Annotated in this window: 27 protein-coding genes; 11 read left to right on the top strand and 16 right to left on the bottom strand. The window is 45.1% G+C overall.

All coding sequences use genetic code 11. The annotated features are described in order from the left end of the window. The 4 genes from BZK41_RS27330 to mobF all read left to right on the top strand — a co-directional run. Positions 1-246: hypothetical protein (locus tag BZK41_RS27330; protein WP_216350686.1), on the top strand; the 246-nt coding region annotated here is incomplete at its 5' end. 548 nt (positions 247-794) lie between these two features. Next, a complete protein-coding gene (locus tag BZK41_RS23525; protein ID WP_079939776.1) occupies positions 795-1,145 on the top strand; it encodes a hypothetical protein in 351 nt (116 codons plus the stop codon). 2 nt (positions 1,146-1,147) lie between these two features. Next, positions 1,148-3,493: a type IV secretion system DNA-binding domain-containing protein gene (locus BZK41_RS23520; protein WP_079939769.1), complete on the top strand. Its 2,346-nt coding sequence runs from the start codon at positions 1,148-1,150 to the stop codon at positions 3,491-3,493. After that, the gene (mobF, locus tag BZK41_RS23515) at positions 3,493-8,502 is read left to right on the top strand and encodes a MobF family relaxase (protein ID WP_079939768.1); all 5,010 of its coding nucleotides are present in this window, start codon (positions 3,493-3,495) and stop codon (positions 8,500-8,502) included. Before BZK41_RS23520 ends, mobF begins: the two co-directional genes overlap by 1 nt. A gap of 71 nt (positions 8,503-8,573) precedes the next feature. Here the strand turns inward: mobF and rpmE are convergent, their stop codons facing one another. The 6 genes from rpmE to BZK41_RS23485 form a co-directional block, all read right to left on the bottom strand. Further along, positions 8,574-8,786 (bottom strand): 50S ribosomal protein L31, encoded by a 213-nt coding sequence (rpmE, locus tag BZK41_RS23510; protein WP_008787040.1) that lies wholly within the window; start codon positions 8,784-8,786, stop codon positions 8,574-8,576. A gap of 179 nt (positions 8,787-8,965) precedes the next feature. Continuing rightward, on the bottom strand, positions 8,966-9,985 hold the full coding sequence (locus tag BZK41_RS23505) for a hypothetical protein (protein ID WP_139762660.1): 1,020 nt from the start codon (positions 9,983-9,985) through the stop codon (positions 8,966-8,968). A 13-nt stretch (positions 9,986-9,998) separates the two neighbouring features. Next, the gene (locus BZK41_RS23500; RefSeq protein WP_079939766.1) at positions 9,999-10,526 is read right to left on the bottom strand and encodes a restriction endonuclease; all 528 of its coding nucleotides are present in this window, start codon (positions 10,524-10,526) and stop codon (positions 9,999-10,001) included. After that, entirely contained in the window at positions 10,526-10,831 is a 306-nt protein-coding gene (locus BZK41_RS23495) for a hypothetical protein (protein ID WP_079939765.1), read from the bottom strand. The genes BZK41_RS23500 and BZK41_RS23495 overlap by 1 nt, the downstream gene beginning before the upstream one ends. Continuing rightward, a complete protein-coding gene (locus BZK41_RS23490; RefSeq protein WP_079939764.1) occupies positions 10,828-11,202 on the bottom strand; it encodes a hypothetical protein in 375 nt (124 codons plus the stop codon). The genes BZK41_RS23495 and BZK41_RS23490 overlap by 4 nt, the downstream gene beginning before the upstream one ends. Then, complete coding sequence (locus tag BZK41_RS23485) at positions 11,199-11,915, bottom strand: transglycosylase SLT domain-containing protein (protein WP_079939763.1); 717 nt, start codon at positions 11,913-11,915, stop codon at positions 11,199-11,201. Before BZK41_RS23485 ends, BZK41_RS23490 begins: the two co-directional genes overlap by 4 nt. A 130-nt stretch (positions 11,916-12,045) precedes the next feature. On the opposite strand from BZK41_RS23485, the gene BZK41_RS23480 reads away from it, so the two are divergent. Both BZK41_RS23480 and BZK41_RS23475 read left to right on the top strand, forming a co-directional pair. Continuing rightward, the gene (locus BZK41_RS23480; protein WP_079939762.1) at positions 12,046-12,477 is read left to right on the top strand and encodes a hypothetical protein; all 432 of its coding nucleotides are present in this window, start codon (positions 12,046-12,048) and stop codon (positions 12,475-12,477) included. Between the two features lie 12 nt (positions 12,478-12,489). Beyond that, positions 12,490-12,900, top strand: a complete 411-nt coding sequence (locus tag BZK41_RS23475; RefSeq protein ID WP_044702888.1) for an H-NS histone family protein — start codon at positions 12,490-12,492, stop codon at positions 12,898-12,900. A gap of 96 nt (positions 12,901-12,996) precedes the next feature. On the opposite strand, the gene umuC is transcribed toward BZK41_RS23475, so the two are convergent. The 10 genes from umuC to BZK41_RS23420 all read right to left on the bottom strand — a co-directional run bounded on the left by umuC (position 12,997) and on the right by BZK41_RS23420 (position 18,302). Then, entirely contained in the window at positions 12,997-14,259 is a 1,263-nt protein-coding gene (umuC, locus tag BZK41_RS23470; RefSeq protein WP_079939761.1) for a translesion error-prone DNA polymerase V subunit UmuC, read from the bottom strand. Continuing rightward, positions 14,246-14,683: a translesion error-prone DNA polymerase V autoproteolytic subunit gene (umuD, locus tag BZK41_RS23465; RefSeq protein WP_079939760.1), complete on the bottom strand. Its 438-nt coding sequence runs from the start codon at positions 14,681-14,683 to the stop codon at positions 14,246-14,248. Before umuD ends, umuC begins: the two co-directional genes overlap by 14 nt. A 475-nt stretch (positions 14,684-15,158) precedes the next feature. After that, positions 15,159-15,407 (bottom strand): hypothetical protein, encoded by a 249-nt coding sequence (locus tag BZK41_RS23455; RefSeq protein ID WP_139762659.1) that lies wholly within the window; start codon positions 15,405-15,407, stop codon positions 15,159-15,161. A 75-nt stretch (positions 15,408-15,482) separates the two neighbouring features. After that, positions 15,483-16,004: a hypothetical protein gene (locus tag BZK41_RS23450; RefSeq protein ID WP_079939774.1), complete on the bottom strand. Its 522-nt coding sequence runs from the start codon at positions 16,002-16,004 to the stop codon at positions 15,483-15,485. Positions 16,005-16,014: 10 nt separating this feature from the next. After that, the gene (locus BZK41_RS27640; protein ID WP_227797202.1) at positions 16,015-16,425 is read right to left on the bottom strand and encodes an ead/Ea22-like family protein; all 411 of its coding nucleotides are present in this window, start codon (positions 16,423-16,425) and stop codon (positions 16,015-16,017) included. Further along, positions 16,422-16,790, bottom strand: a complete 369-nt coding sequence (locus BZK41_RS27635) for a hypothetical protein (RefSeq protein ID WP_079939757.1) — start codon at positions 16,788-16,790, stop codon at positions 16,422-16,424. Before BZK41_RS27635 ends, BZK41_RS27640 begins: the two co-directional genes overlap by 4 nt. Further along, entirely contained in the window at positions 16,787-17,422 is a 636-nt protein-coding gene (locus BZK41_RS27630) for an ead/Ea22-like family protein (RefSeq protein ID WP_253193788.1), read from the bottom strand. The genes BZK41_RS27635 and BZK41_RS27630 overlap by 4 nt, the downstream gene beginning before the upstream one ends. 5 nt (positions 17,423-17,427) lie before the next feature. Then, a complete protein-coding gene (locus tag BZK41_RS23430) occupies positions 17,428-17,733 on the bottom strand; it encodes a hypothetical protein (protein ID WP_079939756.1) in 306 nt (101 codons plus the stop codon). Between the two features lie 4 nt (positions 17,734-17,737). Continuing rightward, the gene (locus tag BZK41_RS23425) at positions 17,738-18,025 is read right to left on the bottom strand and encodes a hypothetical protein (RefSeq protein WP_044702780.1); all 288 of its coding nucleotides are present in this window, start codon (positions 18,023-18,025) and stop codon (positions 17,738-17,740) included. A 10-nt stretch (positions 18,026-18,035) separates the two neighbouring features. Beyond that, on the bottom strand, positions 18,036-18,302 hold the full coding sequence (locus BZK41_RS23420) for a hypothetical protein (protein ID WP_127785442.1): 267 nt from the start codon (positions 18,300-18,302) through the stop codon (positions 18,036-18,038). A 77-nt stretch (positions 18,303-18,379) separates the two neighbouring features. Here BZK41_RS23420 and BZK41_RS23415 point away from each other — a divergent pair, with 77 nt between their 5' ends. From BZK41_RS23415 to BZK41_RS23395, 5 genes are all read left to right on the top strand, one after another. Next, positions 18,380-18,853, top strand: coding sequence for a thermonuclease family protein (locus BZK41_RS23415; RefSeq protein ID WP_079939755.1), 474 nt, complete (start codon positions 18,380-18,382; stop codon positions 18,851-18,853). An 84-nt stretch (positions 18,854-18,937) separates the two neighbouring features. Then, the gene (locus tag BZK41_RS23410; RefSeq protein WP_079939754.1) at positions 18,938-19,141 is read left to right on the top strand and encodes a hypothetical protein; all 204 of its coding nucleotides are present in this window, start codon (positions 18,938-18,940) and stop codon (positions 19,139-19,141) included. A gap of 91 nt (positions 19,142-19,232) precedes the next feature. Beyond that, positions 19,233-19,439: a hypothetical protein gene (locus BZK41_RS23405; protein ID WP_079939753.1), complete on the top strand. Its 207-nt coding sequence runs from the start codon at positions 19,233-19,235 to the stop codon at positions 19,437-19,439. Positions 19,440-19,457: 18 nt separating this feature from the next. Next, positions 19,458-19,673: a hypothetical protein gene (locus BZK41_RS23400; protein ID WP_079939752.1), complete on the top strand. Its 216-nt coding sequence runs from the start codon at positions 19,458-19,460 to the stop codon at positions 19,671-19,673. Between the two features lie 18 nt (positions 19,674-19,691). After that, the gene (locus BZK41_RS23395) at positions 19,692-19,898 is read left to right on the top strand and encodes a hypothetical protein (RefSeq protein WP_079939751.1); all 207 of its coding nucleotides are present in this window, start codon (positions 19,692-19,694) and stop codon (positions 19,896-19,898) included. The last annotated feature ends 14 nt before the right edge of the window (positions 19,899-19,912 follow it).

The raw sequence follows: 19,912 nt of genomic DNA, 5'->3' as shown, positions 1-19,912 counted from the left end.
CCTATGTTGCGCCGGAACGTGACCGCAGGCAGGGGGCGCACTGCTGCGCAGATACGCCCCGCATTCAGTCAGCCACCGCCGCCGCGCCAGCGTTCTGCTGCTGAGCCGTTCCCGCCGTCCGGTGCGGTGCTGGCGCGTAGTCCTGATGTTGTCCCGGAGCGTGACCGCAGGCAGGGGGCGCACTGCTGCGCAGATACGCCCCGCATTCAGTCAGCCACCGCCGCCGCGCCAGCGTTCTGCTGCTGAGCCGTTCCCGCCGTCCGGTGCGGTGCTGGCACATCGCCCCGATGTTGCGCCGGAACGTGACCACAGGCAGGGGGCGCACTGCTGCGCAGATACGCCCTGATCGTCAGATCTCAGCGGTAGTTGATGAGGTGAATACCCATTCCCGGTCATAGTGCTCGACCTGAATATTGATCCCGAGGGTAGTCAGTTGGCCAGAAGCGAAATTCAGACAGGAGAAAAACAAGGTAGGTTGGGTTCGATGGTAGAGTCAGGCCAAGAAAAAGCGTCACACCCCACGCATTATACAATGCTCTGCCGAAAGCCTTGCTGCGCCTAGCTTTCGGGGTATACCACGCCATGTGCAAAATGGTATACCACACCTGCTTTTTCACACTCAGAACCCAGAACTGGAAAGGGTTGAGCGTGGCATACCACCGAAAAAAACGCCGGTATACCAATTGACAATCATTTCTCGTTACAGGCCGCATTAGCCGTGGCTTTATGGATGTATACCCTTTTTTGTGATACAAATTTGTATCATGGCTTATCATCAAAAGAGGGTTTTCTTCATGTCGGACTTAAAGAGGGCGAAACAAACACAGTTTCGCTTATCAAATTCACTAGACCATGCACTGGAAAAAGAAGCCGACCGGCGCGGTGTATCGAAAAACGAGTTGGCAAAGAAATATGTAATTGCAGCGTTAACTGATGCAGGCACATCAACTTTTAAAAGTGATACACATATCCGTCATTCAGCTTCAGCGAATTACATCCTGATATATCTTTCCGTGTTCTTCATCATGCAGCAAAACCCGTCATTGTCTGAAGAACAGGCAACCCAAATTGCTAATGAATTTATCTTTTCGAAAGCTACATCCCGAGTACAAGCGCTGCTTCAGCAGTTAGGTATTGAGGAGTAATTATGGTGGATAAGAAGCAGGACAGTAGCACCGTTCAGGAGCTAAACCGTGGCGGTCAGGTTTTGATGCACTTTATTCGAATGCTGCATCAAACACTGACGCGTTACTTTAAAATTGTTTTTATTGTTTTCACCTTATCAACGGGATTGATGACTTATCGTTTTAGTGACAGCACTGACTGGTATATGGGCCTGAAATATTTCTATTCATCCATCTTTGTGGATCATCTTGGGATGGAGAATGGAAAAACATCTTTGCTACTACCTGATGGCCGCACAGTGAATGTCACTGACTCCCAAATTGTACATTCTCCGGCCATGCAGATTCATGCCGCCACGCTTTACAGTAACCTATTAAAAAGCCTGTTACTTTCAACCCTTATAGCGCTGGTTGCTGCGTGGTATCTGTTCCGCTTTGTTCTGGGTAAGGGCAAGGAGGAAAGTAAGGACGAACATTTACGTGGCACAGAAATTGTGGCTTTGGAAGACCTGAAAACCGCCGCACAAGACCGCATAAATGAAGATGGGCGACCATCAAGAATTAGTATTGCTGGAATCCCGCTGATTCGTTTTCAGGAGAACTCTGGCATAGCCTTAATAGGTTCGCCTGGTACTGGGAAATCAACTACAGCAAGGGATATATTGCGACAAATAAGGGCACAGGGTCAGAAAGCATTTTTGTATGATATATCCGGTGAATTTACTAAGCGGTTTTATCGTCCTGGCAAAGATGTCATTTTGAATGTTTTTGACACCCGATCACATTCATGGGATTTCTGGGCTGAGGGTAAGAACCCTGCCATGTATGACCGCCTTGCTAAAGCTGCAATCCCCGATCATAACTCAGGCGGTGATCCATTCTGGACGGAAGCACCACGACTATTGTTCTCAGCTTTGCTCGAACAACTGGGGCGGCGTTTTCAAACCCCACAGGTAGAACACCTGATGAACATCATTCTTCGCATGTCAAACGACAAGATCGCGAAAGTAGTCGCCACTACTGATGCCCGTAATATTATGAATCTGGAGCTGGATAAACTGGCGGGTTCAGTTCGCGCAGTTATTACTGCATATACTCGAAACTTTAAACACCTTGCCTTGCCGAAAGGCCCGCGATTCTCCTTCCGTGATTGGGCGCAGGATGAGGATTCTGATGCGTGGGTTTTTATTACTGTTCGCGATGATATGAAAGACACGCTTAAGCCCATGATGACTATGATGATAGAGTCAGCAATGTCAGCTATTTTGACGCTTGAGCCATCTGAGCAACGGCTGATTGGTGCGTCGATTGATGAGGCAGGTACTCTTCATGAGATACCGACAATTGCTGATTTTATTGCAACCGGTCGAAAATTTGGGGCTATACCTATTCTTGGTTTTCAGTCAAACGCTCAAATGGATTCAACTTACGGAGAGAAAAAGGCTCAGGCGCTGATGGATTCTGTGGGGTCATTAGCAGCCTTTCGCATCAATGGCAGTAAGGGGGCGGCATGGCTGGCAGACCAGTTAGGTGATCAGGAAATCCAAAGGACTTCTGAGAATACTAGCTTTGGTGCAAACGATGTGCGTGATGCCACAACAATAAACAGGGAGAATAAAGAGCAAAATATTGTGCTTAAAAGTCAGATTACATCCCTGCCTGACAATACCTGTTACCTGCGTTTAGGCCGTGGATTGCCAGTTGCAAAAATCAAATTCCCCTTCGACAATATGAAAACGTTACATCCTGGCATTCTTGAAACTCCAGCCCTTAATGATGAGAGTTTCATGTCGCTCTATAGCCAGGAAAATGAAATTACCCCAGAAGAAGTTTTAGAAAAGATTCAGAGAGACATGGACAATGTTGAACTTCAGTCTCAACGCCCAAGAGGGAACGTAAAACCAGATCCTGATAGCGGTAAATCCAAAGTACAAATCTTGGATGATGTTATCAGTACGATAACGGGTGACTCACCAGTAAAAAATAAACCCGTTCAGGATGAACATTCCAGTTTGAATATTGATGATGTTTCTCAGATGAATGTCACCGCATCATCTCAGGAAATCCCTGATGCCCACGGTACTGATAACCCTATTGAGCCGGTATTATTAACTGAGAAGCCTGTTAACCCAGTAGCGCTGGCAATGCAGGCAGTCAATCCGAAAAAATCCTCCAGTGATGAAACTGATGACTCTTCAGATTTTGAACAGATGAATGCTGATGATCAATATTATCAACAGATAATGTCAGATTATAATACCCAGTTTGAATCAGATATTAAAAATCCTGGTGAGGATAAACCGAATTCTGCGGGAGTTAAGAATGTTGAAAAATCCATTAATCAGCTTGATATCAATGGAGGTTATTAATGCTTAGCGTCGCAAAGGTTGAAAATACAAAAAAGGCAGGAGTGTATTATAACTCACCGGATAAATATTACGATAAAGATTCCGGTGAAAATGGTTCTTCGTGGGGAGGGAAGGGGGCCGAATTGTTGGATTTAAACGGTAATGTGTCTCCTGAAGATTTTTTGCGCTTACTTGAAGGCCGTATTAATGCTGAAACACAATTAGGAAAGTTAGGCGCAGGCGGCGTAATAGAACATGTGCCAGCGTGGGACTTTACATTATCTGCACCTAAAAGCGTATCTGTGTTGGCTCTTGTTGGCGGGGATAAGCGTCTTATTGCTGCACATATAGAATCCTGTAAGGAAGCAATGGCCTTTGTTGAAAGGGAATATGCTTTTACCCGAGTTTCTAATAATGGTAATACAGAGTATTCAAAAGTCGATAATTTGCTCTATGCCAGTTACGTTCATACAGAGTCACGCAAACATGACCCACAGCTTCATTCGCATAATGTTGTGATGAATGCTGTCATGGATTCAACTGGTCAATGGCGTAGCCTTGAAACAAAAAAAATGTTTGAAGCTCAACTAGCTATCGGCATGGCTTATCGTTCAATCTTTGCTAAGAAAGCAGTTCGTTTAGGCTATGACATTGAAATGCGCGATGAAAAAGATGCGGATATTAAGAATGGTTTCTGGGATATCAAGGGGGTTCCTGAAATTCTGATGGACGCTTTTTCGAAACGTCGCGCACAGGTACTTGAAAACGCAAATCAATACGGTTTATTTGATGCTAAATCGATGGAGAAAGCCGCGCTATTTAGCCGTGATACCAAAACTGAAGTTCCTTATGAAGATTTGAAGGAAATATGGGATTCCACCGTTGCGGAGCATGGTGTCAACCTGAGCGAGGTTATTGAGCGCTCCATAGAGCGTCAGAAACCCACAGGGGAGAAATCGCTGCCTGAGTCTATGTCTGAGGGAAAAAATGGGCCACAACAGCATACAGGGGCTTTAGAACTATCATCGGTTACTGTTCCTCGCTCTACACTGGAAGATGAATTGGCTAGACCCGATGATCTTTTATCGCCCTCTAATGATACAAATTTATATCACTCTGATATTGAGCAGGCGCAACAGCCGCATGCCACTGGCATCGACTCACTTGATAATAAAACAGCAGCAGCTACAGAAAAAATGGTTCGCCAGTATCTGGATGCTTATGACTTTAACGACCAGGAGGTGCGTGATCTGGTTCGGGATGTTCGACTTGCTTACCGTGTCAAAGCAGCCGATGAAGCAGTTTTCGGACATAAAGAGGTAACACTCGAAGCTATGCGACTTACGTTGGGACGGGCCAATTTAACCGATATTGAACAGGTTCTTCGAGCCATGATTAATACCGGTGAATTATTACCTCGCCATTCCCGTATTGGCGATGGACAAATGGCGTTTACCACACCTGCCGCATTTGAAAAAGAACGGTCGATGGTCTTTTCAATGTTGAGTGGAAAGCAGACCCGGCCAGCACTTGGTGATAGCGAGGGTATTTCAGCCTGGATAAATCAATTTGAGGCAGAAAAGTCGTTGCAGTTTGGTGCTCCCTTTTCTTTCTCTATGGATCAGCGGCAGGCGATAGTTGATGCGGCCAATAGCCAGGATCTTGTTTCAGCTATTCAGGGGTATGCAGGAACAGGTAAAACTACACTACTCCAATGTTTAATTGGCTATGGAGAATCGAAAGGCTTCAAGTTCATTGGCTTAGCACCAACCGGTTCTGCAACAGAAACGCTTTCTCAGGAAACAGGGATTACGGCCAGCACTGTAGATTCTTTCTTGTTCAGACGTATGAAAGGAACAGTAAGCAGTCGTGAGGTATGGCTCGTTGATGAGGCCAGCCTGGTTGGTGCAAATAATATGTATGCTCTGGTTAAGGAGGCAGAGCGAAGTGGTGCAAAAATGTTACTTCTGGGGGATGAGAAGCAGATGGAGTCAGTTGACTGGGGTAGACCGTTTTCTGTACTTCAAGGGTTCAAAATGCAAACTTCCGAAGTTAAAACAATCATTCGCCAGAAGAACGAAAACCTGCGGCAAGCAGTGTATGACTCAATAGCCGGTGATCATTCAGGTGCATTCAGTCGGCTGAAAAATTCAGTATTTAATAAAGATAAGCACAGCATATTTAATGATTATCTGAACCTTTCTGAGGCTGAGCGCAATAACACGTTGGTGATCATCCCTGATAACGAAGGGAGATACGAATTTAATCAGAATGTTCACCAAGAACGAGTAATGCGTGGTGAGCTACCTGCGAATGAGATAACCATACGTGGATTGCAGAGTGCTAACCTGAATGAAGCCGAACGTACCGATCAACGGTATTACCTGCTAGGACATTTAATTGAGTTTCAACAAGATTATGCAGGGTTTTCGAAAGGGGAGTTCTGGGAGGTTAAAGGCGTCAAAGATGGAAAACTACTGGTTTCAAGAAATGGGATAGAAATGCCATTTGACCCTTCTGGTATTAGCGGTAATTCAAAATTTGCTGTTGATGTATTCAAAGAAAAGCCAGTAACGCTTTCTGAAAATGAGAAAATCATATTCACTAAGTCCCGTAAAGAATTGGGGGTGAAAAATGGTGATGAGTACACGCTGACGCATATTGATCCAATCAGTAAGACGTTTACCCTTGCGAATGAAGATGGAAAAAGTATCACTCTTGAGTCAGGAAACCTACATAGTATTTCACATAATTATGCGCTTACTGCCTATAAAGCCCAGGGGAAGACTGTAGACAGAGTGATGGCACTGATCGAGTCGTGGCGACGAAATCTGGTGAACGAACGTAGTTTCTATGTGGCCCTTAGCCGTGCCAGATTAGATGCCCGATTGTATGTGGATAATGTGGGCAAGGTGGTAGATGCCCTTTATGAGCATGAAGCGAATAAAACAACGGCACTTACTGGGTTTTCCGTTGGCGATATGAAGCGTGGCGCAGCTCAATTGGAAAGCGGTCGGACTGACACTAGCCAACTTTATGCCGATATTACGCAGGCGACCGAAAAGCTTGCACTTAAATATGGGGTATTCAGTCATACGGCATTACTTACTGAAACACTGAAAAACACTCTGGGTACTTATGATATCCGCGATGCAGAAAAAGCTATCTACAATCTGCGTCAGAGAGGTGATATTGGCCTGTCATATGTAAATCATGACAAACCGAATCGTGAAAATTTCTATACCTTGCCTCAAAATATCAGGCATGAAACTCAAATCGTGCGACACATGCTTCAGGGTAAAGATCGATATGCAGCGATTGCCGGTAAATCCCTTATTGAGCGATATCTGGCGGCCCGTGAGGATAAAGTGCGTACAGGTCTGGCCGAACCAGTATCTGCGGCCACTAAATCTGCATTAACAACCATCATGACGAGCCGGGATGAGGCAGTATTAATTACCGGTAGTGATCTGAGCGGCCATCGGGAAGTAATGCGAGAATTAGGGAAAGATATTGCCCGAGAACGAGGATACCGGGTTAAGGGGTTTTCGACTACGGCTGAAGGGGTCAAGCAACTTCGTGAACACATCAAGTTCTCTTCAAATATCTATCAGCATTTGGATACGATGGAACAAAGGATATCGGAAAGGCAAACAACTAAAACCGGAAAAGAGTTATGGGTTGTAGAAAACGTGTCACAGATGGGGGCTGAAAATGTCATACGCCTGCAACAAGCAGCGCGTTATGTTGGGGCCAGGGTGATAATGGTTGCTGACCGTCAAGAGAATGCGCTTGCCTGGGGAAACATGCCATCTTTATTAACAGAGCAAGGTATAACTAATATTGATTTTGACCTTGCCAACCGATCACTGAATCCGGCCATCAATCAGGTATCGGATAAAATGACACAGGGAAAGATAGAAGAGGCGCTAAACCACCTTAGTCCAATGGTCAGTGAAATCAGTGATCCCCATAATCCTAATAATGACCGTAAAATTCGTCTGAATGTGCTGGCCGAAACCTGGTTGAATCTTTCGCCACAAGACAGGGAGAAGACCGCTGTAATTATTCCTGATTACTTTTCTCGCAACAAAGTTGACGTAGAAATACGTAAAGGGCTTCAGAAGGAAGGGGGGCTGACAGGAACGGCGTTAGATACAGATTTCTACCGCAATGCAAACCTTGATCCTTTTGAGAAAAAATCGGCAACAAATTACAAAACTGGTCAGGTATTGATGTTTGAGAGTCAGCGACCTGGCATCGAGAAAGGAGCTTACTATTCGGTTGAAGCCATCGATAAAGCGGGAAATATGTTGAAACTACGCTCAGTCGCTGACGGAAGTCGAGTCAATATCAATGCTGCTGATATTGCTGGCAGTCGTAATAATTCGGTGCAGGTTTTCCATGTGGACAACAAACAAGTTCAGAAAGGAGAAAAACTGCGTTTTACCCGTTCAGTACCGGCTGAAAAGCTGGAAGCTGGTGATGGCAAATCAGTGCCGTCAAAATCACAGGGGGTGGTTGAGTCAATAACCGGAACAACGCTAAATGTCCGACTTGCGAATAACAGGCTTATCAGCGTTGACACTGAGAAGTGGCGGCATATGGAATGGGGATATACCTACAATATGTTTAATATCAAAGATAAGCAGTTTGATAATGTGGTCACAGTGATGGAGTCTTGGAAGAAAAACTTTGCTACTCAGGAGTCGCTGCACAACGCACTCACTAAGACCGGGGTTAATCTTCGGATTATAACTGATGATAAAGCAAAGCTTTTTGCTAACTTACGCACAACACCTGGATTCAGACAAACCGCACTTCAGGACAGGAAGGTATCCATAAGTAAAAATGACATGGATAAATTCGATAAACAGTTTGGTACGGGGCTGAGTTTTGGCTCAAGGACATTGATGAAACTGGAGGCTGCTGTTGATAAAGCGGTAACATCGACGATAGATAGAGCTATCCAGAAATCCAAAGTAGTAGAACAGAAGATCAGCCAATTCACGCGGCAAAAAACACTGTAAGTGATGTTTAGAATGACAATTGGTTTTACTACAACTGCTGGCGAAATACTTCGCCAGCAAGAGGGGGATTTTTATTTGCTGCCCGGAATGCTGAAACGCTTGTTGAAGCGGTCAACACGGCCACCGGTAGCAACATCACGCTGCTTGCCAGTATAGAACGGGTGGCACTGACCGCACACGTCCAGGTTCAGATCGTGACCGACGGTAGAGCGGATTTTCATGACGTTACCGCAAGAGCAGTTTGCAGTAATTTCTTCATATTTTGGGTGAATATCTTTTTTCATGGGAAACCTTAAGTTAGGCCGCGTCGCCCTTCCAGCCTTTCGCCAGACACCACGCGAGATTAATGTAATGGATACTTTGCCTGTTTTCTTAACAAACAAAGGCCGCGCATTATAGCCGTTTTAAATGGAGATAACAATTTGCGCATGCGCAAAGAAAAGCCCTGCTTAAACGAAGCTTCTCAAGAGCATTGGCCTGGATGGAAAACCTTAAAAGCATATCCATAATCATCATCGTAATCAGCGCCGGTGGATTCACCTTCTGCAATACGTTCGGCTGCGTTATTGAGCAGTGCGGCCATAGCTTCCGGCGAAGTGGAATTTATGCCTTGCAACAGCAATACATACTGTTTGCATGAATCAGGTATCACCGTGCTGAAATGCTGTTCTTCAATGTTGTGCGGCACTGTTCTACCGGCCACGCCGGGAAAAAATCCCGGAGGGGCAGATTTGTTCCAACGCTGCACTTCACAGGTAATACCAACATCGACAGTTTCTGCGGTTTCCATTGTTTTATCAGTGAACGAGGATTCCTTAATCTGATAAGCAATATCGCGAAAGCAACGAACTACATCACGGGTGAGCATTTCGTTTGTTGCTCTGATGGTAATTTTCATTTGGCGGTACGGTAAAGCCTGAGAAAGCCAATCTTTGTCACCATCTAAGTGCGTCGTTATATGCCAACCCAATTCAGAATTAATAGCGAGTATTCGTTCGAGCATTTTTTCAGCACTACCGTTTTCGATTGCGTTCTGTGCAATTTCTTCACATTCTGATTGGCTTTTTAAGGGAGCCAGATACTGCTCTTTAAGTACAACCAGTTGTCTAGCAATGGCTTTATGACTCTTCTGAGGAAGATGAACATGCTTATTTTTGAATGATGTTAGCTTAAACCCTTCAAGCAGAAGTAATTTTTGAAGTTCAGATAATATGAACTGATATAAATCCGTGTTAAGTAGCTGGATAACGGTTTCCCCATGCTCTGCACCTGCAAAAGTAGTGGGGTAAGTAAATAGTATGCTGCGTCCACTGGCTGATTGATTGGCGGGTAAAGTTTCCAATTTTGATTTACGTAATCTGCGGTCTATCAGACCTACCGTTATTGATGAAATTACTACAATCAAAAAAATGACAACTATTGCAGTTATAGCTACTGGAAAAAGAAGAGAGGAATTTTCACTTACGAGTTGAAGGTATGTCAACTTGTGCATCCTTTTAAAAATGAAGTTTCAGTGAGGTGTCGAAAAGTTTTAATAAACGATCGCCGGAAATTATCTCAATATGTGATTCGGTTTCGTTTTTAATGTAATTACGCACGGAGGCTGGAGTTGTGCCAGTATGAACAAAGATTCCTTTGCAGCCTTGCTCCTGAAGCAACAGTGCAAAATCGCTTACATGTTCCTGTCTGATTCGGGATGCGTATCGTTTTGCCTGAATTAACCAAACCTCGTTGTTGTGTTTAAATCGTCCATCGATCCCTCCATCCCCGCTGTATCGTTCATTTCTCGCAATAACGAACCCTTTCCGCTGAAGAAGAGTCAGGATAAGTTCCTCAAAGGCATAAGGGTCAACTTTCCTCAGATACGCTATTTTTTGTCCTGGATGCTGTAGAGTTGCTATCTTTTGAATAATATTATCCGCTGTTACTTGCTTAGTTTTGTGTCGATTCTTAGCCTGTGACCTGATGCCAATAACAATTATGAAAAGAACGAATATCGCTACGATTATATAGTCTGGTTTCATCAGAAGCTGTCCCCCGGAGGCGATTTGTCATTGTTTGAAGATGATGAAAAAAGTGAGTCATTTCTGAATTCGTGAGTTTTAGTTTCTATGTTCTCTGCTGTCCGGGGAATATCTAAAATCCCCTCGCTTTGTCCTTTTTCTGAGAATCCCTTATTTTCATATTCATGTGACAGACGGTATTTTTTTACATTAGAACGTGAGCTAACGTTGCTGGTACGCGGGTAGTATTTATTGATTCCTGCAATCAAGAGCAGAGCAACAAGTCCAACTCCAAGTAAGATTGCGCCGATAAGCTTAGCTGTCATCTTTCATGCTCATCCTTTTCTTCGTTCTCTGCGCCAGTATCCGTGTCTGTCGCAATTTTTTCTGTTACTGGGGCGGTGAGAAGCGCAGCGAAAAAAACCAACGCATGCAAGCCAATCAACCCGTACAGAAATGGCATACCATTGTTAAATGTTCTATAAAACGTAAATAACGCGGCGCACAGAATAAGTGTTACTACGTGAATTGTGCTACTCGCTAAAACGCGTCGTAGGGTCAGGTGAAGAAAGAAGAATGCCGGTAGTACACCAAACAGCGCAATGTGATCAGGCAGATATTGTAAGCCAGGCATCAGAAGCAGGTAGTAGGACAGCGCAATAACCGCCGATATTACGGATACGATAAACTGGCTCATAAACCACCTACCAGCTTAGATTCTGAGTTAAAGGTACTGCTGACAGCCACTGTAAAAGCAAAACCCGGATGGGTATCTTTAAATTCGAATCGTTTTCCTGATTTACTAACCGCAATTCTCTTGGAAGGGGAATATGCAAATTTGGATGGTGTACCGTGCAGAATGTTCGAAACATACTCCTTCGTTTCACGAAATGGGATCAGGCGAATAAAATCTTCATTTGATATTTCGCCCTCCCTGGGATCTCCGATTGTTTTTAACCATTTATCAACCCGCCCCGGCCCGGCGTTGTAGGCTGCCAAAGCAAGAATATGATTGCCGTCATAACGTTCAAGCTGAGAGTTAAGAAACGCCCGGCCAAGTGCCATGTTATAGGTAGCATCGTTCCTGTATCGCCAGTAACTCCATTCCAGACCTGCTAACTGTGCCGCTTCAGGGGCTGTATCAGGCATAATCTGCGCTACACCAGTAGCCCCTTTCACAGATGTTAAGGGATTCCCATTCTTGTCAAATTGGTTATTCCGGCTCTCCTGATGCAGCAGTCGTTCGAAAAGCGTTTCTGTAGTTAATGTCTGAGTTTCTTCTCCTGCCCGGTTTCCAGTTACACTGGTTGGTAACATACCAACCGGTGAGGAGAGTGTATCCTCTGATGCAAAACATACTGGTGCTGAAAGCGTAAGCAGAACAAGAGACAGCACTTTAAGTGATTTCAAGTTGGCATCCTCATCTAATTGTCATGATACAAAAATGTATCACGTATCTGTTATGATTCAAACAAATCCAGATTGTGAAAAGGTATATTTTGTGCAATCATTAATTAATTTAATTAAGGGGTGATATTGCATGACTGAGAAAATTAGCTTACTTAACAATAAGAAAGCGAAATTGATAGAGCAAACGATGTTGCTTTTAAGTAAGACCAGTCCTTCCTTAATTAAGGCACTTGTTCAGCATGTTGTATTCAAAATCAAACCTAGTGATATGAGTGAATTCAAGCACTCTGCAATTTACCGCGCTAAAAGCACTTTCAAAGAAAATCGTGACAAGGTGATCGCTTTGTCTGGGCTATACTCTCCACTGTTTGGACGTGAGCATGAATGTACTGACAAAGAGCCATTCAGCCTTATCGTTAACGTTGAAGATGCTGAGCTAGAGCAAGGTCTTATTTGGTACAGCACCACTACTGGAAAGTCATACAGGATGGATGACCTGGATTATTTTCTGCTGACAGATAACGGTTATACCCCCTTCAACATGATCCGTCACAAACGATAACGGATAAACACCATGACAAAAAACCTCCCAACAGTTGCCGAAGTTATCCAGTTCTTGAGAAGTGTTCCTCGTCGAACGTCCTTATTTAAAAAAATGGAGCTGCGAGAGCTAAGTATTATTAGTGCTGATTTGACTACAGAGCTTGATAAGAGAATTACTCAACAAGAACGACTTGAACAACAGGAAAAAGAAAGACATAGCATAATTCAGCATCACCTCAACTTGCTTAAGCAAGATGGAATTGCTCCCGATGAGTTGATTAAAGCAAAAAAACGCCCTTCAATCGGCCCCGTACAGAGTTACAGAGTGAATGGACAACTTATCCACTATAAGGGAGTAGGAAAGTACCCCCGAGCACTCCGGGAGATTATCGATCTTGAGGGCAAAGAGGCATTACAGAAATATGAAGTGAAAAAGGATTGAACCGAGCTATTTTCGAACCCCTGGGTGACAACTTTATACTTGGTGCAGATCACATTATGCATACGGGAGCAGTTTGCGCATGCGCAAACTGATTCGTCACTTAAGCCAGGCAACAGGCAAGTCTTTCCATTGAGTTGTGTAGCAGGGTGAAAGCCATTGCTGTTTCATCTTGTACCTGCGTTGAATTCCTTCTCCAGCAAGAAACAGCAACCCTCGTTGCTTCTCATTAACCGCATCCATCAACTGCATTAATGCCTTGCTATTCTTTCCAGGCTTATTCTCACTGAACAAATCTAGTTGCTCACGACCATCACCAATATCGCTTAACATAACACCTGCTTTTGTGTACTGAATTCCAGGTGTCCATATCAGGTTGAGCGCTTTTCGTGCCGTATTAATGAGATCTCTGGTGTCCTGTGTCGCAGGAAGGGGGAGCGTTCTCAGCGCTGAAAAGTATGCAGAGTGGGGGTTATGCCGACTGTTTTGAATGAATACTGTGATAGCGCTCGCATAAGACTTATTCCGGCGTAATTTTTCTCCGGCACGGCTGGTAAAGGCGCAGATAGCCTGCCGCATATCCTCGAAATGAATAATTTGTTCCCCAAATGAACGTGAGACAACAATTTGTTGACGGGAAGGGGGGTTATCATCTAGAGCAAAGCAGGGTTCGCCGCGTAGCTCTCTGACTGTACGCTCTACCGTTACCCCTAAATAGCGGCGAATAAAGCGGGTGTCGGCATTAGCGAGGTCTAAGGCCGTATTTATACCGACTGCCTGTAGACGAGAGGCCAGACGTTTTCCTATCCCCCACACATCAGATACATCCATTAGGGCAAGCAGCCGGTCACGACGCTGAGGATCATCCAGGACAACAACACCCTGTGTCTTTCTGTATTTTTTTGCTGCCGCAGTTGCACATTTGCAAAGCGTTTTTGTTGGGGCAATACCTACGCCGCAGGTCAGCGATGTTTGCTGTAAAACACTTTGTCGTAGTTCACGGCCAAAATCCTGATAATCGATTAGATGAGTCATTCCATGCAGAGAAGCGAAAATTTCATCCACGCTGTATACTTCATGACGTGGTACGCAAGCGCCTACAATGCTATGAAAACGTGTAGAAAAATCAGCGTACAACGTATAGTTAGATGAAAAAACAGTGACATTCCGGTGCTCGATTAAATCGCGTACCTCAAATATAGGCTGCCCCCGCTTTAACCCTAGTGCTTTCGCTTCGCAGTTTAGGGCGGCGATTGCACCATCGTTATTAGTGGCTACGATGACCGGTTTACCAGTAAGGTCTGGTCTGAATACCTGTTCCACACTGCAATAGAATGCGTTTGCATCACTATGAAGAAACATGTGTATGCTCCCGGACACTGAATGTCACTACTCCAAATATTTCCAGCATTTCAGGGCGCAGGGGAATAACCGGATAATCGGGGTTCATAGGGATTAAGGCTGGAACTGGTCGCAGTTGTAGCCGCTTTACCGTAAATTCACCGTCAACTTTTGCCACGACAATTGCGCCATGTGATGGCTGAATTGAACAATCAACAACAAGTAGATCTCTGGGCGCGATCCCCTCATCAATCATCGACAAGCCATCGCATTTAATAAAAAATGTGCTGGCAGGGCGTTGTACGCAGTAGCGATGCAGATCCAGTGGTGCATCCTCACTTCCTTCTGCGGGACTTGGAAAACCACAGGAAATCAATTCATTATAGAATGGTTGATGCCGAGGCTCTCTATCATTGACAGGTGCGGTTACGGTTAAGTGGATCATAATTCATACCATTAATGCTGTTGTTATATACAGTATATTGGCAATGTGAATGTTTTCAAGACCACTGAAATAATTAACGACAAGAGCGTTGATTTTTGGGTATTTATACATCTACGAGGCTTTGCGAAACGACTTTGATTTTTGCGCATGCGCAAAAATCAAAGTGATGTAAGTCAGAAACAGGACGAAAGGTTTTTGGTGGTGCAGGGAGGTACTGTCGGTTTGTAATCGGCAGCAAGGATAAGCGTTACCGGCCACCTGCGCGGTAAAACGAATAGAGTGCAAAATCCTTTTCAAATGCTGGTATGAGTTATTCACGGATAACATCATGGAAGGAGAGTGGGTAGGGAAAAGGTTGCCACCACAAAACCACCACCTTTCAGCAACCCTTCCCTGACTGTAGTGTAACCTCAATCAGCCATTCTCATAATAATACTATTACTGCTTAGCATTTTTGGCCCATTCAGGATAAATGTTATATGTTGTCGATATCATTTTTTTGCGTTTCTTTCAGTTTTGCCAATTCATCCTTAAGCTTTCTTATTTCACATTCGTATTCGGAAGTTTTACCAGTTATAGCACTTACAATAATTGAAATAATAAATGCAGCTACTAAGCCAGCGCTTAGTAGTACGGTAAATATTATTAACCCGCCTCCGCCGAAAATATCCATTACCGTATAGATGATGCTGCATAATAATAGAATACCCCAAACGATATTCATTTTCATGTTCATGAGTTTAACTCTGTAATAAGAATAATATTTTTGCGCATGCGCAAACAAAAGATATCGAGATTTCTACGTTCTTAATTCCTTATGTGCTGTTCCGAAATCAGCATAATCTTTCATGCACCTGTTTAGATGACCATGAAGGTCTAGGCGGCGAAGGGCGCTGAACATGTAATCGCACTCTGCCTGCTTATTGGCTTTAAAGGGCTTCTTTGCAGTTACACACCAGTCGCAGTTTCCGACCGGCCAACCGTGAATTTTTTTTACACGGCCCTTCACGACATGGAGTAACCCCCAACCTTCAGGAAGATCTTCGATACGGACTATTCCAGGCTCACTGATAAAAAATCGCCAGTCACCCATGCCTTTCTCCGGCTCGATACGGAATTCTTTCTTTCGATCAGCAAGCAAGTCTGCTCGGGAGCACTTTGCCTCCAGGAGACAGGATGCACCGTTACGAAAACCGATTGCATCAGCCTGCTCCCCATATGGTGTCCATGCTTTGAAGCGGTCATGAAATGCGACTTTAAAGCCGTTACTTTGAAGAAATCTCCATCCTATCTGGCAAAGTTCATCGTGGGTTAATGGGATTAAATTCATTTCACTCTCCCTTCACGGCAATACCAGCAATATTCGCTGAATCGTCATATGCGCGTTTGGCTGCATTCATGATAGCTACAGCATGCAAGCCTCCACTTTCTTTAATCGAGTTATAGATAGCAGACATTGTGCTACGTAATTCCTCGTGGCTTGCAGTTAGATCAGCGGTATGCCTTACCAGTTGGCGAACATTTTCAGGATTAGCCACCGCAATAAACTCGGCGTTGCCTTTGGCATTCTCCAGGCAGTCAAAACCAGCCCATTTAATGACGTTTTCGCAGCGAGCATCATCCGGGGTGTGTACTGAAAAAGTCCCCGATGCTGTATGAGTAAACGCTACCCACTGCCCCTGAGTTGCGCCTTTTGCAGCGTTATCGAGGCGGCGCAATAGTGCATTCATGTCTCCCATCATTCCCCCTTCACGCCACTGCCTGCGTTGGCAATTCGCGCGTATACGATTACGCAGTCGTCCGGGCGCTTGCGCGGCAAATAAATTTCTGGACGTGGCCATAGTGCAATAAACCGTGATTCGCTGTTCTCAAGGCGGTGAAATGCTTTTTCGCTCATAACCCCTACCGGACGAAGTACATTCTGTTCGCTATCCAGTTCCGCTGCTGCTTTTTCCACGGCATTTCTGACACAAGAGTTGATGAAGTGGTGATCTTCTGTGGTCAGCACACCAACTTCATTCTCAACAGAATCGATAACCTCAAATACATAATTTTCAATGCTGCTGAGCATCGACTTTGCAATAAGCTCTCTGTTTAACTTGCTCATAGTGCGGCTCCTTTGCGAAGTTGAGTTGCTACGAATTCAGCAAACTCTTTCGCCGCTCTGTGCTCGTTGGCACAAAACACATTTATCGGTAAAAGTTCGTCAAATTTCCGTTGATGCTGGTTAGCAACAGCGTCGGCTCCGCTGGCCCGGACTTCAACCAGATACGCGTCGGTTTCTTTAAATGGGTTTTCTGCGTTAACGTCGCGTGATACGTAGGAGTTAATTTCGGATACGTAATCCATCGGTACGCCTGCGTACAGATACTCGTCTTGATTAACGTATTCGTCATGGTTCTCGCTAATGTTGGTGAGCTGACGCAGCATCTGTCCGTTCTCCGTTGCCAGCCCCCTGTACTTGCTCTCGATGACTTCTAGCTCATTAAGCAGTGCCAGCACTTCCGGGTCACTAAAATCGACCACAGTGACACGGGATTGCTCGTAATGGTTATCAGCAATACTACGACCTTCTGAGTAATGGCATCCTTTGTCGTCGTAGAACGCCCCCGTACATCCATAAGTGATGCGGCTGGCAGACAGTCGCTCCACTGTCATTTCACTTCCGCAGATATGGCATGATGGGGTAGGTTTAGGGGAATAACGTTCGCGCAGCGCCTGTTTTTGTTGTTCGTTAATGAGCATTAGTTCACCTCAAGCGTTAGCTTTCTCACTTTGATTAAATGGGGGTTCTTCAGTTTGCAAAGCTGTACTGTAGCTTCGTCCATCGTATTGAAAATAAATGCTTCTTTGATATCACGCGTCCAGTATTTGGCCTTATGTTCTCCGAGGTCGTGCTCAAAATATAAACGTGCAACGCCACTCCATTTCGGCCTCCCGTTCATCATCACAATGCCGCGTTCATCGAAAAGGATATCGTCCCCCTCAAACGTCATTAGGATAAATGGCCCTTCTGGTTTTTGCGTTTTGTGGTTGTCATAAGTCGTCATGGGTTTAGTCCTCATCAACTTCAACGCCATCTTTCAGCGTTATCCCGTGCCAGTCATCGGCAAAGCTGGTAAACCCGGCACAATCAATGCTCGGCATATAAACGCTTGCCGTGTGATATCCAGTGTCGTTATCAATGGTGGCGACGTGCTCACCGTTGTAAGCGCTCAACGTGTCCAGGACACTATAAAATTTACCGCCTGACGCTTTAAAATCCTGCACCGCTCGAACAAGCCTCTTCCATGCTTTTTCCTGCTCGGGTGTTAAGTCGATTATTTCCTGCAAAGTAGCCATCTCTCCCCCTTTAACCTGCTGTACTTTCAACCTGGTTCGGGAACGTCAAAACTTCATCAAAGGCCGCGCCGATACGCATCGCGGCGGGTATAAATTCAGCATGCTCGTCATCTACCAGGTCGCAGATCTCTCCGTAACGCGTCACATCAAATAGCGTCACCTCACAATCGCCAATGGTCGCAAACCCGATCCGATTTGAGGGACACTCAGCCAGTAGCTTATTGAGTTTCTTTGCCCAGGCTTTTTCTGCTGTAGTCAACTTTGCCTGCTTAATCATTTCACCAGTTCCTATTGACATGATATAAATTTGTATCATGATAGTAACACTTATCTGTTATATGTACAGAGTGAAAAATGAAATATTTGTTCGTGGTTTTGCCTCTGATTGGACTGAATTTTCCTTTTTGCGCGCAGGCTGATATTAATGGAAAGATCGTCAGAGTATTGGATGGAGACACAGTAGAGATCATGGCTGATAGCGTGTTAACCCGCATCAGGCTCAACGGGATTGATGCCCCTGAAAAGGCACAGCCATTTGGACAACGCTCAAAGCAGGCTCTGTCAGAAATGGTGGCCGGGAAAGTGGTACTTGCCGCGGGTAAACAGTACGATCGGTATGGTCGCTTGCTGGCAACGTTGATTCTTAATGGGCGCGATGTGAATGCTATACAGGTGCATTCCGGTATGGCGTGGGTGTACCGTTATAAGGGCAATGCCACTACGCCCGAATATCTACGATATGAACAGGATGCGAGGATTGCCCGAAGAGGACTATGGTCTGAAAAGGAGCCTGTTGAACCTGCTCTTTGGCGGCAACAAAACAGGTAATAGAGTTCCGGTGATCATGAGAATACGCGGGTGATAATATCTTTCGCCAGTTAAAGAAACCAACTCCAGCAGGGGCTGAATGTTATGAATGCAGACAAAGACACTGAGGTAATTATGGCTGTTAGCATTAACACAGAAAAAAAAGACGCAGTACCGAAGAAGGTTTTTCATGATGAACTGTGGATTTATCATGCTTCAGTTGAAAAAACTCAGAAAGCTGATCCATTTTTCAAAACGAGCCTCACAAACACCGCCTCAGAGCACAGCATCAACAAAAATGATGACTAACGCCGAGTAACAGTTTTCATTTACCCGGTTCTGGAAAGTGGGAGCGAAGAATTCAGTCAGACCTGAGATTGCATAACATACCGAAGGATATATGGCCGACGAACAATTACGCATTGAACGAGCAATAGAACTGGCCTGCCGGTTTGGGGGAAGTGATGAGGTGCATCATCTTCACTGGGTACTTGATCAGATGGTTCGGGAGCTGGCTGGCGAACGGTATGAGCAGATTGTCGCCAACACCTGCGCCGGTGAAGATGGCCCGAATACCTGGCGCTGGAGCACGGGCATTGCCCCCTGAGCAAAGGAAATCATTCGAATGAAGAAGATAAGTGGCGGGATTCAGGAATGCCCTCACTGTGGCGGGGATGAGTTTTATGTTCGCGCCACGGCCAGCGGCACAACCTCAGTTCACTATCGTTTTAACGGTGAAGAGGCATTCAATGGTCATATGTGGGATAACGTGAAACTGAACGAGAAGAAAACGGCGTACTGCGCCGATTGTCAGAAGCGTATCGGCACGGTCGAAGATTAACGTTACCCACGGAATAGTATGAAATTTTTAGTTCTGTTTTTGAGCGCTGTGTTAAACCCGCCATCATTTGATGAATGGCAGGGTATGAATGACCTTAGTAATATGGCTGTGACGGGTACGGCGGTGCTGTTCCGTTTATCGGCTGTGCTGGCGTTGTCGATACTCGCACTGGGACTGACATTGTTGGCTGGGCGGTTTCTCTGTTTAGCGTGTTCAGGCCGGTAATACCGTTAAATCCG

Origin of the sequence: Citrobacter sp. A316, from assembly GCF_002042945.1 — a bacterium.
In the GTDB taxonomy this organism is placed as follows: Bacteria; Pseudomonadota; Gammaproteobacteria; order Enterobacterales; family Enterobacteriaceae; genus Citrobacter; species Citrobacter portucalensis.
This window is presented reverse-complemented; position numbering and strand designations above follow the sequence as displayed.